At 59.4% G+C, this 16,360-nt stretch carries 9 protein-coding genes; 6 read left to right on the top strand and 3 right to left on the bottom strand.

Features of this window, described 5'->3' with window-relative positions; all coding sequences use genetic code 11:
* Positions 1 to 169 precede the first annotated feature (169 nt).
* From recC to recD, 3 genes are read left to right on the top strand one after another with little or no spacing between them, the layout of a single operon-like run.
* Positions 170 to 3,523 carry an exodeoxyribonuclease V subunit gamma gene (gene recC / locus ACB040_RS04710; RefSeq protein ID WP_371153429.1) on the top strand — a complete coding sequence of 1,118 codons (3,354 nt, stop codon included), beginning with the start codon at positions 170 to 172 and terminating at the stop codon, positions 3,521 to 3,523.
* Positions 3,523 to 7,131, top strand: coding sequence for an exodeoxyribonuclease V subunit beta (gene recB / locus ACB040_RS04705; protein ID WP_371153427.1), 3,609 nt, complete (start codon positions 3,523 to 3,525; stop codon positions 7,129 to 7,131). The genes recC and recB overlap by 1 nt, the downstream gene beginning before the upstream one ends.
* Positions 7,128 to 9,191 carry an exodeoxyribonuclease V subunit alpha gene (recD, locus tag ACB040_RS04700; RefSeq protein ID WP_371153425.1) on the top strand — a complete coding sequence of 688 codons (2,064 nt, stop codon included), beginning with the start codon at positions 7,128 to 7,130 and terminating at the stop codon, positions 9,189 to 9,191. The genes recB and recD overlap by 4 nt, the downstream gene beginning before the upstream one ends.
* A gap of 41 nt (positions 9,192 to 9,232) precedes the next feature.
* On the opposite strand, the gene ACB040_RS04695 is transcribed toward recD, so the two are convergent.
* Positions 9,233 to 10,402, bottom strand: coding sequence for a helix-turn-helix domain-containing protein (locus tag ACB040_RS04695; protein WP_139406610.1), 1,170 nt, complete (start codon positions 10,400 to 10,402; stop codon positions 9,233 to 9,235).
* A gap of 450 nt (positions 10,403 to 10,852) precedes the next feature.
* Between ACB040_RS04695 and ACB040_RS04690 the strand changes: the two genes are divergently transcribed.
* A complete protein-coding gene (locus ACB040_RS04690) occupies positions 10,853 to 11,332 on the top strand; it encodes an N-acetyltransferase (protein ID WP_047440505.1) in 480 nt (159 codons plus the stop codon).
* Between the two features lie 267 nt (positions 11,333 to 11,599).
* Positions 11,600 to 12,598, top strand: a complete 999-nt coding sequence (locus tag ACB040_RS04685; protein WP_058057085.1) for a sensor domain-containing diguanylate cyclase — start codon at positions 11,600 to 11,602, stop codon at positions 12,596 to 12,598.
* A gap of 84 nt (positions 12,599 to 12,682) precedes the next feature.
* Here the strand turns inward: ACB040_RS04685 and ACB040_RS04680 are convergent, their stop codons facing one another.
* A complete protein-coding gene (locus ACB040_RS04680) occupies positions 12,683 to 13,309 on the bottom strand; it encodes a porin family protein (RefSeq protein WP_371153422.1) in 627 nt (208 codons plus the stop codon).
* Positions 13,310 to 14,585: 1,276 nt separating this feature from the next.
* Between ACB040_RS04680 and ACB040_RS04675 the strand changes: the two genes are divergently transcribed.
* Positions 14,586 to 15,350, top strand: coding sequence for a helix-turn-helix transcriptional regulator (locus ACB040_RS04675; protein WP_005336490.1), 765 nt, complete (start codon positions 14,586 to 14,588; stop codon positions 15,348 to 15,350).
* 49 nt (positions 15,351 to 15,399) lie between these two features.
* On the opposite strand, the gene ACB040_RS04670 is transcribed toward ACB040_RS04675, so the two are convergent.
* Positions 15,400 to 16,164, bottom strand: a complete 765-nt coding sequence (locus ACB040_RS04670; protein ID WP_371153451.1) for a UTRA domain-containing protein — start codon at positions 16,162 to 16,164, stop codon at positions 15,400 to 15,402.
* Between the last annotated feature and the right edge of the window lie 196 nt (positions 16,165 to 16,360).

Genomic DNA, 16,360 nt, shown 5'->3' with positions numbered 1-16,360 from the left:
GCTGCACAAATCTGCGGCGCCCCTCATGGTTCAGCGGTTTGCCCGCCTGCTGGCCACAAGTGCCTTTTGCATCTTATCCCCCGATCCCTGACAATTCCCTCTCTTGTGAAGTGACGGAAATGGCTCGCCTTTTCCCTCGCCCCCTCTCATCCACAGGCGGGAATTGCTCATGTTTACCCTCTACCACTCCAATCAGCTGGATCTGCTCAAAGAGCTGCTGGTGAGCCGCATCCGGCAGGCCCCTCTCTCTCACCCCTTCGATCGGGAGCAGATCCTGGTGCAGAGCCCGGGCATGGCCCAGTGGCTCAAGCTGGAGCTGGCCAAAGCCTTCGGCATCGCTGCCAATATCGACTTTCCGCTGCCCGCCAGCTTTATCTGGGAGATGTTCACCCGGGTGCTGGCAGATGTGCCGCGCCAGAGCCCCTACAACAAGGGATCCATGAGCTGGCAGCTGATGACCATTCTGCCTGCCTTGCTGGATCGCCCCGCCTTTGCCCCGCTCGCCGCCTATCTGTGCGGGGGAGATGAGGAGGATCCTGCCAAGGAGCCCGAGCAGGTGCGGTTGTGGCAGCTCTGCCAGAAGGTAGCGGATCTCTTTGACCAGTATCTGGTCTACCGGCCGGACTGGATCGCCCGTTGGGAAGAGGGGGAGGGATTGAGTCAGGAGCTGGCCGGGGTGAGCGGTCAGGATTGGCAGCCGGAGCTGTGGCGCGAGCTGGTGGCACGAACGTTGGCGCTCTCTCCGAGCGGCTACCACCGTGCCAACCTCTACGAGGAGTTTATCCACGAGCTGGAGCGCACCGCCGATCTGCCGGGCAAGCTGCCGCAGCGGGTCTTTGTGTTCGGCATCTCGGCACTGCCGCCGCGCTATGTGGAGGCGTTGCTGGCCCTCGGCAGTCGGCCGGAGGTGGAGGTACACCTGTTCGTCACCAACCCCTGCCGCTACTACTGGGGGGATCTGCTGGATCGCAAGACCCTGGCGCGCCTCGAAAACAAGCTCAAACCCGGCACCGATATCGAGACATTGCAGGGCCCCGCCAACCCGCTGCTCGCCTCCATGGGCAAGCTGGGGCGCGACTACCTGCATCAGCTGATGGAGCTGGAGGTGCCGCAAATCGAGGCCTTCGTCGATATCGACGAGGTGGATGGCAAAGGCAGTGTCAGCCTGCTGCGCGCCATCCAGAAGGATGTGCTGGAGCTTGCCGAACGGGGCGCCGGTCAGTTCGATCTCGACAGCAGCCACCACAAGAGCCCCATCGATCCGGCGGATGGATCCTTGCAGATCCACGCCTGCCACGGCCCGATGCGCGAACTCGAAGTGCTGCACGACCGGCTGCTGGCGCTGTTCGAGCAGGATCCGTCCCTCACCCCGAAAGATGTGGTGGTGATGATGCCGGATGTGAACAGCTACGGCCCCTATATTCAGGCGATGTTTGGCGCGCGCGGTCAGATCCCGTTTGCGGTATCGGATCGGGCGGCGAGTCAGGAGAGCCCGCTGCTGCAAAGCTTCCTCGCCCTGCTCAGGCTGCCCAATGCCCGCTTCGGGGCTGGCGAGCTGCTCGCCATTCTCGAGGTGCCCGCCGTGCTGCGCCGCTTCGAGCTGGATGACGACGAGTTCAACCAGCTGCGGGTCTGGGTGCAGGAGACCGGCATCCGCTGGGGGTTGGATGACGGTTACCCAGTCCGGTTCGATCTGCCGCCCATGTCAGGCAATAGCTGGCTGTTCGGCCTGCGCCGCATGCTGCTCGGCTTCGCCATGGGGGATGGCGAGCCGGTGGCGGGCATTCTTCCTTACGCCGATATCGAAGGTCAGCAGGGGTTGGCACTCGGCAAGCTCGCCTGGTTTGTCGATTCGCTGGCCGAATTCCTGCCCCGGCTGCAACTGGCCCAGCCGCTGGCCGAGTGGAATGCCTGCCTGCTGGCGCTGCTGGAGCGCTTCTATCTGGCTGACGAGGATGAAGAGCGTCAGCTCCAGCTGATCCGCAGCCAGCTGGTCGAGTGGCAGACCCGGCTCGGCGAAGCCCGCTTCGAGCAGCCCATCACCGCCGACTTGTTGCAGGACTACCTCGGCAGCGTGCTGGGGGAGTCCCGCTCCAGCCAGCGCTTCCTCGCCGGTCAGGTGAACTTCTGCACCCTGATGCCGATGCGCTCCATCCCCTTCAAGCAGGTCTGCCTGCTCGGTATGAACGACGGCGTCTACCCGCGCACCCTGGCTCCCATGGGGTTCGATCTGATGGCGGTGGCGGGCCGGCGGGGGGATCGCTCCCGCCGCGATGATGACCGCTACCTCTTCCTTGAGGCGCTGCTGAGTGCCCAGCAGGGGCTCTATATCAGCTATCAGGGCTTCAGTGCGCAGGACAACAGCGACAAGGTGCCCTCGGTGCTGCTGGCGGAGCTGATCGACTATGTGCGGCAGGGCTTCGTGCTGGCGGGGGATGAGGAGCTGGACGACGAAACCTCCGGCAAGCGGCTGCTCAACCACCTGATGGTGGCGCATCCGCTCACCCCCTACAGCCGCAACTACTTCTATCCGGAGCCGGGTTCGCGCCTCTTTACCTATGCCGCCGACTGGTTGCCCGCCCTCAATCCGGTGCGCGGTGCGGCCAACTTCCAGAGCGGCGAGTTGCCCTTACCTCCCGAATGGGGCAAGGAGCAGGGGCTGGAGCTGGCGGAGCTGCTGCGCTTCTATCGCCAGCCCACCAAATATTTCCTCAACCGCCGCCTCAAAGTGTGGTTTGAGCTGAACGAGGCCAACATCGAGGACAGCGAGCCGTTCGAGCTGGATGGCCTGCAACATTATCAGCTGAAAGATCTGCTGCTCGATGCCCATCTGGCAGAAGGGGATAGTACCGAGCGTCGCGAGCGGTTGCAGCTTACCGGCCTGCTGCCGCAAGGGTGGTTCGGCAGCCTGCTGCTGGACGATCTGGATGCCGAGATGGGCAAGCTGGCGGACCGGCTGCGGCCATGGGTTGCGGCCAATGAGTCAGAAAAACAGGCGGTGGAGATCGATATCTCCCTGACTCAGGGCCAGCTGCAAGGGTGGATCGACACCCAGAAGGGGCGCTTGCTGGTGGTCAAACCCGGCAGCTTCAGCGGCAAGGATCTGCTGCTGGGCTGGATCCAGCACCTCTGCCTCTCATTGAGCTGCGCCCCCGGCGACACCCTGCTGTTCGATGCCAAACAGAGTCTGCGACTGCCTGCACTCGCTGCCGACGAGGCGCGGCCCAAGCTGGCGGCGCTGGTGGCGTGCTGGGCGCAGGGGATGAAACGGCCGCTGCCCTTCTTCCCCAACACCGCCTGGGATTGGCTCAAGGCGATCGAGAAGGATCCCGACAAGCCGGAGGCGGCCGACAAGGCGGCTCTCACCCGTTTCAACGGCGGCTGGATGATCAATGGGGAAGGGCAAGACGTTTACGTCGCCCGCTGCTTCCCCGAACTCGATGATGAGGTGCTGGGTCAGTTGCAGGCGCTGGCTCGCGAACACCTGACTCCGCTGCTCAAGACCCTGGAGGAGCTGAAATAATGGCTAACCCGCTCAATACCCTGCGTTTTCCCCTCCATGGTGAACGACTGATCGAAGCCTCCGCCGGTACCGGCAAGACCTACACCATCGCCGGTCTCTACCTGCGCCTGCTGCTGGGCCACGGCCCGCTCATCGAAGAGGGGGCCGATGCCGGTCAGCCGAGCGCCCACGAGCGGCCGCTCTCGGTGACCGAGATCCTGGTGGTGACCTTTACCGAAGCGGCCACCGCCGAGCTGCGCGGGCGGATCCGCGGTCGCATTCACGAGGTGCGGCTCGCCTTTATGCGCGGCCATAGCAATGATGCCTTGCTGGCCCAGCTGCTGGCCGAGGTGGAAGATCACGAACTGGCGGCCCGTCGCCTGCTGGCCGCCGAGCGGCAGATGGACGAGGCGGCGGTCTTTACCATCCACGGCTTCTGCCAGCGGATGCTGAAACAGAACGCCTTCGAGTCGGGAGCCCTCTTTGAAACCGAATTTCTCACCGACGACAGCCAGCTCAGGCTGCAGGCGGTGAGCGACTACTGGCGCGCCGAGTTCTATCCGGTGGATAAAGCCCTCGCCAGCGCCGTGCGCGCGCTCTGGCCGAGCCCCGCCGCCCTGCTGCGGGAGATGGGCAGCTGGCTCGACAACAGCGAGCTGGAGATCCACCCCGCGCTGGGGGACGAGACCCTCGCAGCCCGTCATCAGGCGGCTATGGCCCGCATTGAGGCGGTGAAGCGCGAATGGCTGGCGCAGACGGACGAGATCCGCCGCCAGACTGACGGGCAAGTAAGCCGCTACACCGGCAAGAACTACGAAGGCTGGCTTGCCAAGATAAGCGACTGGGCGCAGGACGAGGGCAGTGGCTACGCCATTCCCAAGGAGCTGGAGCGCTTCGGCCAGACGGTGCTGGAGGAGAACCTCAAGAAGGGGGGCGCAGTGCCGACCCTGCCGCTGTTCAGCCAAATCGATGAACTGCTGGCGAGCCGCCCCGGCATTCGGGATCTCATCCTGCAACGGGCGGCCAAAGTGGTGCGCAGCCGGATGCAGGCGAGCAAGCGGCAGGCCCATCAGCTCTCGTTCGATGACCTGCTCAAAGATCTCGACGGGGCGCTTGGCTCCAGCCTTGGCGAGCGGCTCTGCGAGCGGATTCGCACCACCTATCGGGTGGCGATGATCGATGAATTCCAGGATACCGACCCCCAGCAGTACCGCATCTTCCATCGCCTCTACGGTGGCCACACCGACACGGCGCTTTTGATGATCGGTGACCCCAAGCAGGCCATCTACGGCTTTCGCGGCGCCGACATCTTTACCTACATTCAGGCGCGGCGAAATGTGAGCGCCCACTACACCCTCGGGCGCAACTGGCGCTCCAGCAGTGCGCTGGTGGGGGCGGTCAACGGCCTGTTCGAGCGGGCCAAGGATCCCTTTATCTACGAAGCGGATATCCCCTTCCTGCCGGTGGAGGCGCAGGGCAAGAGCAAGGCGCTGCTGCTCGATGGCGTCACCGCCCCTGTGCTCCACTGCTGGCAGCTGAGCGGCCAGCCCACCTTCAATCGGGGGGATTACCAGAGCAAGATGGCGCGCGCCACCGCCGCAGAGATCCACCGTCTGCTGACGTTGGCCCGCGAGGGCAAGGCATTGATCGGTGATCAGGCAGTGAAGGCCGGGGATATCGCCGTGCTGGTGCGCACCGGCGCCGAGGGCAAGCTGGTGCAGCAGGAGCTGGCGCGGCTCGCCATCGCCTCCGTCTATCTGTCGAACCGCGAGAGCGTGCTGGAGCAGGTGGAGGCGCGGGAGATTTTGCTGATTTTGCACGCCTGTCAGAACCCGAGCGAGGAGCGCAGCCTGCGGGCGGCTCTGGCGACCGGCCTGTTTGATCTCGACGCCAAGGCGCTCGATGGGCTGGCCAGCGACGAGCGGGCGTGGGAGAGCGCGGTGCAGGAGTTTATGGAGTACCGCAAGATCTGGCACCGCCGCGGCGTGCTGGCGATGCTGCGGGCCCTGCTGCACCGGCGCAATCTCGCCTCTTCGCTTTTGGCGAGCCCCTATGGCGAGCGGCGGCTGACCAACTTCCTCCATCTTGGCGAACTGCTGCAACAGGTGAGCAGTGAGCTGGATGGGGAATATGCCCTGCTGCGCTGGCTGGGGGAGGCGGTGAGCCGCCCTAACGGGCAGGATGCTGAGCAGGTACTGCGCCTCGAATCAGAGCGCAAGCTGGTGCAGATCGTCACCATCCACAAATCCAAGGGGCTGGAGTACCCGCTGGTGTTTCTTCCCTTTATCTGCAGCCACAGAACCGCCGAGACCCCGCTCTATCACGAAGCGGACGAGGCGGGCAATCGCACCATTCTCGATCTGACCGGCGCCGACTCGTCGCTCGCCGAAGCGGACAGGGAGCGCCTTGCTGAAGATCTGCGGCTGCTCTATGTGGCGCTGACCCGGGGCGTCTACGCCACCTGGCTGGGGTTGGCGCCGGTGCGGGCGGGGGCGGGCAAGTCGGAGAAGACCGACCTGCACCACACCGCCATCGGCTACCTGCTGCAAAAGGGCGAAGAGGGGGATGCACAGACGCTGGCGACCGCCCTCACCGAGCTGTCACAGGCGCTGCCCGGAGTGGCCGTCGGTGAGCCCTCGCTCACCCGTCCGGCCCCGCTGCCACCAGAGGAGGAGCAGCTGGGCGAGCCGCAGGTGCGCCACTTTGGCGGCTCTCTTGAGCGGGACTGGTGGATCAGCTCCTACTCCGGGCTGGCGGCGCAGGGTCACGGTCACAGCAAGGGCGTACTCGCCAATCCCGGCTTCGATGACGAGGTCGTCACCGAGGCGGCTGCGCTGGTTTCCGAGCAACCGGAGGAGGCACCCCAGCCCTCCATCTTCACCTTCCCGAAAGGGGCGCGCCCCGGCACCTTGCTGCACAGCCTGTTCGAGACCATCGACTTTCAAAGCGCCGGCGGCGAGCCGCTGGCAGAGCATATCGCCGCGCTGTTGGCGCAAGATGGCTTCGACGAGAGCTGGGCTCCCGTGCTGCAACAGCAGGTCGAAGCGGTGCTGGATACCCCGCTGGAGACAGGCTTTGGCGAGCCGGTGCAGCTGCGGGATCTGGCCCCCGAGCGCAAACAGGTGGAGCTGGAGTTCTTCCTGCCCATGGGACGGGTGACGGCACCGGCGCTGACCGCGCTCTGCCAGCAGCACGACCCGCTATCGCGGGGCAACAAGCCGCTGAGCTTTGCCACAGTGCAGGGGATGCTCAAGGGCTTTATCGATCTGGTGTTCGAGTGGCAGGGGCGCTGGTATCTGCTCGACTACAAATCAAACCACCTCGGCATGAGCTCGGCCGATTACAGCCGTCCGGCGCTGGAGCAGGCGATGGCGGAACACCGCTACGACCTGCAATACCAGCTCTACTCGCTGGCGCTGCACCGGCTGCTCACCCTGCGCCTGCCGGGTTACGACTTCGAGCAGCACTTTGGCGGCGTTTTCTATCTGTTCCTACGCGGCATGCCGCAGGGGGGCATTTTCCATACCCGCCCGAGCCGTGAACTGGTGCTGGGGCTGGATAAGTTGTTTAGCGAAGGCAGTGAGCCGTCAACAGCGGGATCCCAAGCATTGAACGAGGTAGAAGCATGAGCGGCACCATGATCAGCACCGCAACCAGCGCAATGATGGTTGAACGGTTGAAAACACTGGCGCTGGCTGGCCGCATCCGCCAGCTGGATCTGCAATTTGCCCGGCTGGTGGCCGACCTTGGCGGCAGCCCCGAGCTGGTGCTGGGGGCGGCGCTCGCCTGCTTCGAGCTAGGGCGCGGCCATGTCTGTCTGCCGCTTGAAATGTTGACTGCCGGATCCCTGCGACCGTTCGGGCTGGATCCCCAGCAGAGCCGGGATCTGTTGTCTGATCTGGCGGATCCTGCCCGCTGGCCCGCCCTGTTTGCGGCTAGTCCCTTGGTTGGCACCGAGCAGGATGAGGGGCTAACCCCGCGCTGGCCGCTGCGGCTGTGGCACGGGCGGCTCTACCTCACCCGCTACCACGATTTTGAACTGGGGGTGGCCCGCCATCTGCGTGCCTTGAGTGAAAGAGCCGAATGGCCGGAGATCGCCCCGGCCCTGTCGCGGCTGTTTGCCCGCGACTACGGGCTGGTGTTCGGGGCGCTGCTCAAGGCCCGCCTCGCCCCCGACTTCTCGGCCCGCCACTTTATCGAGAAGTATCTCGATCTGGTGTTCCCCAATGAAGTGGATTGGCCCGCCATCGAGACGCTGCTCGCCAGCGCCCAGGCGGCGAGCGACTTGAGCAAACTGGATGCGCTGGTGCCCGAGATGCTCTGCTGCAACGGCCAGAAGCTGGCGGCGGCCACGGCGGCGGCGCGCCCCTTTGCGGTGATCTCCGGTGGCCCCGGCACCGGCAAGACCACCACGGTCGCCAAGCTGCTCGCCATCCTGGTGGAGACCGGCCTGCAAGCGGGCAAGGCCCCGGCGATCCGGCTGGTGGCCCCCACCGGCAAGGCGGCGGCGCGCCTCACCGAGAGTATCGGCTCTGCCCTGCAGGCCCTCGATCTGCCCCCCGAGTGGGTCGAAGCGATCCCCACCGAAGCGGGCACCCTGCACCGGCTGCTCGGGGTCATTCCGGGGCGCAGCCAGTTCCGCCACCATGCGGGCAACCCGCTGCACCTCGACCTGCTGGTGGTAGATGAGGCCTCCATGGTCGACCTGCCGATGATGGCGCGCCTGCTCGATGCGCTGCCGAGCCACGCCCGACTGATCCTGCTCGGCGACAAGGATCAGCTCGCCTCGGTGGAGGCGGGGGCCGTGCTCGGCGATATCTGCAGCTTTATCGAACAGGGCATCAGCCCGGCGCAGGCGGACTGGCTCTCCCGTCAGACCGGCTACCGCTTGCAGGGCACGCCCGCGGGGGCCCCGGTGCGCGACAGCCTCTGCTTGCTGGCCAAGAGCTGGCGCTTTGATCAGCACTCTGGCATCGGCCAGCTGGCGCGCGCCTGCAACAGCGGCGATGCCGCGGCGGTGGAATCAGTCTGGGGCATGGGCTTTGCCGATATCAGCCTGCATCCCTGGGCGGGAGAGGCCTACGATGCCCTGATTGCCCAGGGGGTGGCCGGTTACGGCAGCTATCTGAAGGCGGCCCGCGCGGGGGAGGCGCCCGCCGCCGTGTTCAAGGCATTCAACAGCTTCCAGATCCTCTGCGCCCTGCGCGATGGCCCGTTCGGCGTGCTGGGACTTAACGAGCGGCTCGAACTGGCCCTGTCACGGGCTGGCCTGATTGCCCGTGATGGCGACTGGTATGCCGGTCGCCCGGTGATGGTGGTGCGCAACGACCACGGGCTCGGCCTCTATAACGGCGATATGGGGCTCTGCCTGCCCGATGAAAGTGGGCGGCTCAAGGTATGGTTTGAGCAGCCGGATGGCACCCTGCGGGCCCTGTTGCCCAGCCGCTTGCCGCCCCACGAGACGGTCTACGCCATGACCATCCACAAATCCCAGGGCTCGGAGTTTGCCCATACCGTGCTGGTGTTGCCCGACAGCCCCAGCCCGCTGCTGACCCGCGAGCTGGTCTATACCGGCATCACCCGCGCCAAGGCGAAACTCGATCTCTACGGCGATCGCGCCCTGCTGGCACAGGCCGTGCGGAAAAAGACCGAGCGTTATTCCGGATTGGCGGAGAGGTTGGGGGAGTAAGCGATTGGATGGCGGTAAAGGGAGTTGCCGCCGTTTTAATGTCATTCACTAATTGAAAATTCAGAGGGAGGATTTATTTGCTCAAAAACCCACTCCGAAAAAACTTTTTCAACATCCCATCTATTATAATTTTCGTCAGGGTAACGCTTTCTCATTAAATCTGACTTACAGGAATTAAACTCATGATATTTTTCCATGAATTTCTTGGACAGTTCATTTAGTTCACTGTCACTGTTAATTATAAAAAATGGCAATTTTATTATGGGTGGTTTCAGTTGGGTTGTGATTGGTGTAGACAGTGTTTGATATGTATCACAATGCACTTCACTTTTTCTTATGTGTTGAAATAAACTATATTCAATAGTTCCTTTTTTATAATAGTAAATCTCACAGTAAAATTCGGCATTTAACCCATCTTGAGCTTCTGGATAGGTAATAAACTCAATGCTTGGGAATGGTATAGTCAAACCCTCATTGTAGTAATTAACAACAGGCAAGGTCTTAATAATTCTGTTCTTATATTTTAAGTGGTAGTCAAACTGTCTTGTATTCTCAAAATATAAGTTTTGCCACCAATAATTACCCCCCTCATGTTCTACATTTCCAATCTCAATAGTGAAATCAGGATCATTAGAATAGAAGGCTTGGCTAATACCGTCATAGTCCCAACATTTGGCATCTTCTAAAAGAATGGAGAATCTATCAGGGGCTTTTAGGTTGAGGCCGAATCTTTCACGCCACATCGTTCTGACGTCAATTGGATTGGCACATGAATCTAATGGCGTATTAGCATCATTTGTCCGTGAATAAACAACACCAGCTCGTATGGATTTACCTTGATAACTGTATTCTTTTGTCAGGTAATATGGTTTTAAAGGCTCATTAAATATTGTTAGGATTGCTAACTTGGCTTCATTAAATTGTAAAAATTCAAGCTGAATGTTTGGGATGTTATCTTCACTAAAACTTAGTCTTCTAAGCGCAGTGATAATATCTGCTTGAGTATATTTTTTATCACTGTCATTTAATCCAACTACTTCTAATGAATCAGATATTCCGAAAGCTATGTATCTATTCCCATTGTGAATTACATTAGCCATACATAGAATATCATGGACCATTGCAGCCATATTGTTGTGGAATTTTTGTTTGAAGTCCCACCAGAGACCTTCTTTACCTTTTGAGAGTAAGTCATTAATAATGCTGTTCATTTAATAAAACCATGAAGTAATGTAAATTGTATTTTGCAATTGTCGTCAGTTTACCTTCAAATATGACCGCAATGGAACTATTTACATGCTTATAAGCTGAACTCGCATGTTGGGCTTCGCAGGCTCAGCACCAACCTACCGATTGTGTAGGTTGTGGCTGAGCGTAATGAAGCCCAACGTTTACCGCGTAATCTCTTTTTCCTTCCCCTCATCCCCGACCCTTCTCCCGCAAGGGGAGAAGGGAGATTCGGCTTCGTGGATATACACGCGATTGCCAACCTCATATCCCCGATGCTGATTTATTCCCTCTCCCTCCGGGAGAGGGCGGGGTGAGGGGTAGGGTGCAAAGAACGAAGTGAATTGCACCGCTGCTATTTATCTGCCAAAAGGTGTAATGCGCTGCGCTTATTACACCCTACATCCAACCCACACATGACAGGATGTCATTGCTTGAAACTTGAATTTAACACCATCGATCTGGAGCGGGATTACGAGCTCTGTGTGCAGGCGCGCAGGGATGCCTATTTTTGCAGCTTTCATACCCATGATGGTTTTGCCGACTTTATCGACGGCTATCGGGAGCGGATCCGCGAAAGGCTGGGGCAAGCGCAATGGCACTACCTTCATGTCTGGGCGGGTGAACAACGGGTGGGCCAGCTGGAGTTTCGCAGCTTTTCCGATGAGCCCGAGACCGGTTATGTGCAGCTGATTTATCTGTTCCCCGAATATCGTGGCACCGGTTTGGCTGCCGTGTTGCAGGCCTATATTCGCCAGCAGTTGCTGGGGGCGGGTTGTAAATGGGCGATGCTCTCCGTGAGTCGTACCAATGTGCGGGCCTTGAATCATTACCGGCGCTTTGGCTGGGTATTTCTGCGTCCCAATCCGAAACATCAGGAGACGGATTTTTATCGGCTGACTCTGGCCGAGTGACCTCTGTGGGGGGCTCTGGGTATCCCCTCATTTATTCCCATCCCCCAAATGACTGAATCGTGAGTTAAATCCGGTAAATGGGGCGCGCTTGAGCCACACTTATGGCCACCCTGACTCAGCCTGCGCCGTGAGTGGCCGATAACCGGGGAAACGGTGGTGCGGTAGGGTTCTGGCTGACAGATCTGTTGCAATATGCCAAGGTAGCGCCTCATGACAACAGTGCGGTTCCCCGTGGTGGCGCGGGGCGGAAGAACAAGGATAACTGCTATGGTGCAGGACAGTGACACGATCAGGATCTCGGATGTCAGCGAGGCCGTGGTGCATGGCATTCTGGAGGTGACCAGCGATGGCATCTGGGATTGGCATGCCAATACCGGTTTTGTCTATCGCAACCCGGGCTGGTACCGGATGCTGGGCTACGAGCCTCACTCCCTCGGCAATACCGTCTTCACCTGGGAGAACGTGATCCACCCCGACGATCTGGCGGCTGTGATGGCGAAGTTCGATCTCTGCCTGAGCGGCAGCGCCCATGAGTATCGTGCCGAGTACCGTTGCCGCTGCCGTGATGGCAGTTACCTCTGGATTGAGGATTGTGGCCGCATCATTGAGCGCAATCCCGACGGGTCTGTGGCGCGGATGATCGGCGCCCATCGCGATATCCACGCCAGCAAGTTGTTACTGGAGCAGCTGGAGCGGCGCAATCAGTCGCTGGAGCAGCAGGTTGCCGAGCGCACCGCCGAGCTGGTGCGACTCAACGAGGCGCTGCAACAGAAAGCCGAGGAGAACCGTCTGCTGGCAGAGACCGATGCCCTGACTGGCGCCGCCAGTCGCTATCGGCTGGAGCGGGCGTTGCAGCTGGAGTGTGAGCGGGCGCGCCGCTTCCATCAGCCGTTTACGGTGATCGCCATGGATGTGGACAACTTCAAGCAGATCAACGACAGCTATGGCCACAATGCCGGGGATCAGACCCTGATCAACATAGTGGCGCTGGTGCGTCGCCATATCCGCGAGATCGATCTGCTGGCCCGCTGGGGCGGTGACGAGTTTATGGTGTTGTTGCCCAACACCGGCCGCGAGGATGCGCTGGTGGTGGCGAGCAAGTTTCAGGCATTGATGGCGAGCGAACCCATCTGCCCCCACGCGCCCGCTACCATGAGCTTCGGGTTGGCGGAGTATCAGCAGGATGAGCAGAAAGAAAGCCTGATGGTGCGCGCTGATCGGGCGCTCTATCAGGCCAAGCAGCTGGGTAAAGACCAGATCTGCTAAGGCGGGGTACGAAAAAAGAGCAGTAAAAAGGGCCGCAGGTTTGAAACCTGCGGCCCTTTTGTATTGTGACTGACGCGGCGCGACTTAGAAGTGGTAGCGCAGACCCAGCTTGAAGGTATCCAGAGAGTAGTGCTCGTCACCCAGGCTCAGGGCGTCGAACTGGCGCTCGTAACCGATACCGGCAGAGAAGTGGTCGTTGAAGGCGTAGTCCAGACCCACTTCCAGATTGGGGTGTACCTTGCTCTTGGTTGCGCTCTCGTTTACCTGACCGCTGAAGCCGAGGAGGGTGGCGTTGCCGACAACTTCCACTTCGGTGCGGGTGTAGGCGATGCCCGGTTTGGCATAGGCGCTGAAGCCCCAGGCCAGCGGCTGACTCAGCTTGGCTGCCAGGCTGATGCTGCGGGTTTCGATGGTGGTGTCGGCAAAGCCGGTTGCAATCGGGGAGGTCACCCAGGTCAGCTGATCCATCTGTTGGGCGTGCAAGCCACCTTCGACCGCCAGCCAGGGTTTGAAGCTGTAACCCACGATCAGGCTGCCGCCGTCGAGCTGGTCGTCGATCACTTTGGCGTCATAGGCGTCTTTGGCTGCACCATCGAGATCCATCTTGGAGGTGGTCAGATCCAGACCTGCATACCAGCCTTCGGCATGGGCGCCGCCATTTATGGCCAGAGCAAGCAGGGAGAAAGCGGCAATTTTATTAAACTTGTTCATGGATAAATAACCTTGTGTTGCGTGAACTGCGTGTGATTTATATTGCTCAATCCATGAAGCTTTTTATATTTCCGTCATTGCTCTGCTTTCACAGAGGGGCCGCAGTATAGTCAGCACATTTCTGAATAACAAGAGAGTGATTTCCCCATTCTTCTAAATATGACTGGCTGCAAGCAGGGTCATTTTGTTTAATAAATGGTGTTATTAGAGTTTTAGCTTTATTGAGGTTTAAATAATTAACTGGTGAGGCAAATGACAGGCTGAGAGTTCGATTTTGATTCTATGTGATTGATTTGTCTAGGTATTAATTTTTCATTCGAGCGTGGCCGTGATGAGTTGTCTAAAAATTGGCATCTCAGATGTCACTGATTGGCATCAGGTTCTTTTCGATGATTTTTTGAACGTATCACAAGGTGAAACCGTGAGAAAAAAATCTATCTTTTTGCCTGTTTTTTGCTCTTTTTGAGGTTTGGGATTGTTCCCATTGTGACTTTTGGTGGTCTTTTGAGGCTGTTTTTGCGTGGGCTATGTTGCCCACCAGATGAGTGGGTGGGTTCTTATGGGTGGCTTTTCTCTTTACCCGGTCGCAGTTGTTGGGGTGGGCATTAGGCGCGATAAGCAGATATGGGTCGTGCGGCCTGATTAATTTCGTCTGCTTATATACACAAGCCATTTAAAAGATAGGTTTTTGGAGGTTTAAATAACTTTATTATATTCGTTTTTATATTTAATGAAGCTTTCCAATCAAGCCATTTAAATATATTGCATAGCAATAACACGGTATTGACGACCGTTTAGAATACCTTGCCAGAGAGGTCGTGGTGGCTGGTGCATCAGTGGGCGGCGGGTGGCCGGTGACACTTCCCCTTGCCGGGGCCCTTGACCTGACCTGCGAATTCAGGGAAAAGAAAAGGGCGGTGCTATCAGCGCCGCCCAATGCCAGGAAAGAGAAAAAACCTTACGGTTTAAAAGATAAAAATTTGGAAGCAAACAATCGATTTCTCAACCAGGAAGGGTCTTGAATTCGATACGTTTCGATTATGCGCGATGTTCTATGCAGCACTAGCAAAATGTTTGCGGGTTGAAAGATATGCACTGTCTGGTGTCAGATTTTGCGACCTCATCGTTCAACTGGTCTGTCCTGATGGGCGTTATAGGCGATTTTTTCTCTAGGCTGTTTTTTCGGTGTCAATATCTGAGCCTTGAAGGTAAAAACAGGTCAGAAGCTGACTCGGCATAACCATGCAATGAAAGTGCGATAACAAGGAAGAGTGGCATGACCTACAGCCAGACCCTGGCCAACAATATTCTCGACACCCTGAAGAAGACCCTGACCGACAAGGGGATCCGCTATCAGACCCTGGCAGAAGCCATGGGTGTCTCCATCGCGACCGTGAAACGGATGATGAACAAGCCCTCGCTGCCGTTCGATACTCTGCTGGAGATCTGCCATCTGGTGGGGCTCTCGTTCGAGGAGTTGCTGGATCGCACTCAGGACGCCCAGAGCCGCCGCGCCGTCTTCACTCAGGAGCAGGATGAGGCGTTTCACAACGAGCCGGGGCTCTACGCCTTTCTCGCCAATATCTTCTGGCGCGACAAGACGCTGATCGATCTCAAGCGGGAGTACGGCCTGACCGATGCCTCCTGCTACCTCTATCTGCGCAAGCTGGAGAAGCTCGGCATTTTGCAGCTTGGTATCGACAACAGTTACCACTTCCTGATCAGCGAGCGGATCAGCTTCGAGCAGCACAGCCGTTTCGCCCGCCAGCAGGCACGGCAGGCAATGTCGGTGCTGGGGGAGTATCTGGTGGAGAACATGCACAAGTCGAACAACTATATGGCGCTCTGCCAGCTGCACCTCAACGAGGGGGAGGCGATGGCGCTGATCGACCGGATGAAGGAGTACTGGCATCAGGAGATCAAGCTCAACCGCCCCGCCATCGGCCAGCAGGAGCACGCCAAGACCTACACCATGTCGCTGCAACTGGCCGACTGCGGCTATCAGAGCTTTGACGACATGATCCCCAATATCGACAACTGATCCCGGCGGATCCTGCGGGATCCGTGTCTGCTCGTGAGTCTGAGCGTGGTTACTCTGCCAGTTGCATGGGCTGCGCTGTGGCGATGATGGGTTGCAGCGCCCGGGTATCGAGACAGATACGAATGGCATCCGGCCGCCAGTGCTCGATATCGCAATCCACCAGACCGCCTCGCTCGTCGTAGTTGACCCGCACCAGCCGCAGCACCGCGCTCCCCTCCGCCAGATTGAGGGCGCGGGCGATGGCGCCGCGCGCCGCCGAGGGGGTGATCTCGAGACTCGCCCCACCCTGGCCTATGCCATAGCGCTGCTGATAGAGCTCGGTGAGGGAACTGGCCAGCGGCGCGCTGGCGATATCGGGAAAGCGGCTCGCCAGCAGGTGGTGGCTGACATGCAGCACAGGGCGGCCGTCGATTAGTCGCTGGCGGCGGATCTCATAAAGTGGAGTGAAGGGTTCCAGCCCCATCCAGCGACACAGTTCGCTGCTGGCAAGCTCGCTGCCGTGGGCCAGCACCCGGGTTTCGGCGGTGCGCTGCTGTTCGCCGATCCACTGGTGAAAGTGGGTGTGGATGGCGGGATCGTAGGTGAGGCGGGGTGGCGCCACAAACCAGCCGCGCCGCTCGGCACGGTAGATAAGGCCGTCTGCTTCGAGGCTGGAGAGCGCCTCCTTGATGGTGATGCGGGTGGTGGCGAAACGCTCGCTCAGTGCCCGTTCGGCGGGCAGCTGCTGCCCGGCCCCCAATTGGCCGCTGCCGATATAGCGGCGCAGAGTCTGGCAAATCTGTTCGCACTTGGAGGAGACGCGGCCATCGGCCATGCTCTGTTCGTTCACTCTCTGCTCGCTCAATCTCGGCTCGGTCACACTCTTGTCCCTGTTGCTTATTCAGAAGGCGGGTGGCTGGCCAATCCCTTACTGGAATAGTCCAGCCTCACTCGGGTTCAGAGTTGTAACCGCTGTGGATGACAGCGCCATGACAGGGTGATTGTCATCAAACTGCCATTAAAGCGCCCCG

The sequence above is a fragment of the Aeromonas sp. S11(2024) genome (assembly GCF_041402345.1).
Taxonomy (GTDB): domain Bacteria; phylum Pseudomonadota; class Gammaproteobacteria; order Enterobacterales; family Aeromonadaceae; genus Aeromonas; species Aeromonas veronii.
The sequence above is the reverse complement of the archived record's forward strand: the minus strand, read 5'-3'. Positions and strand labels throughout refer to the sequence as shown.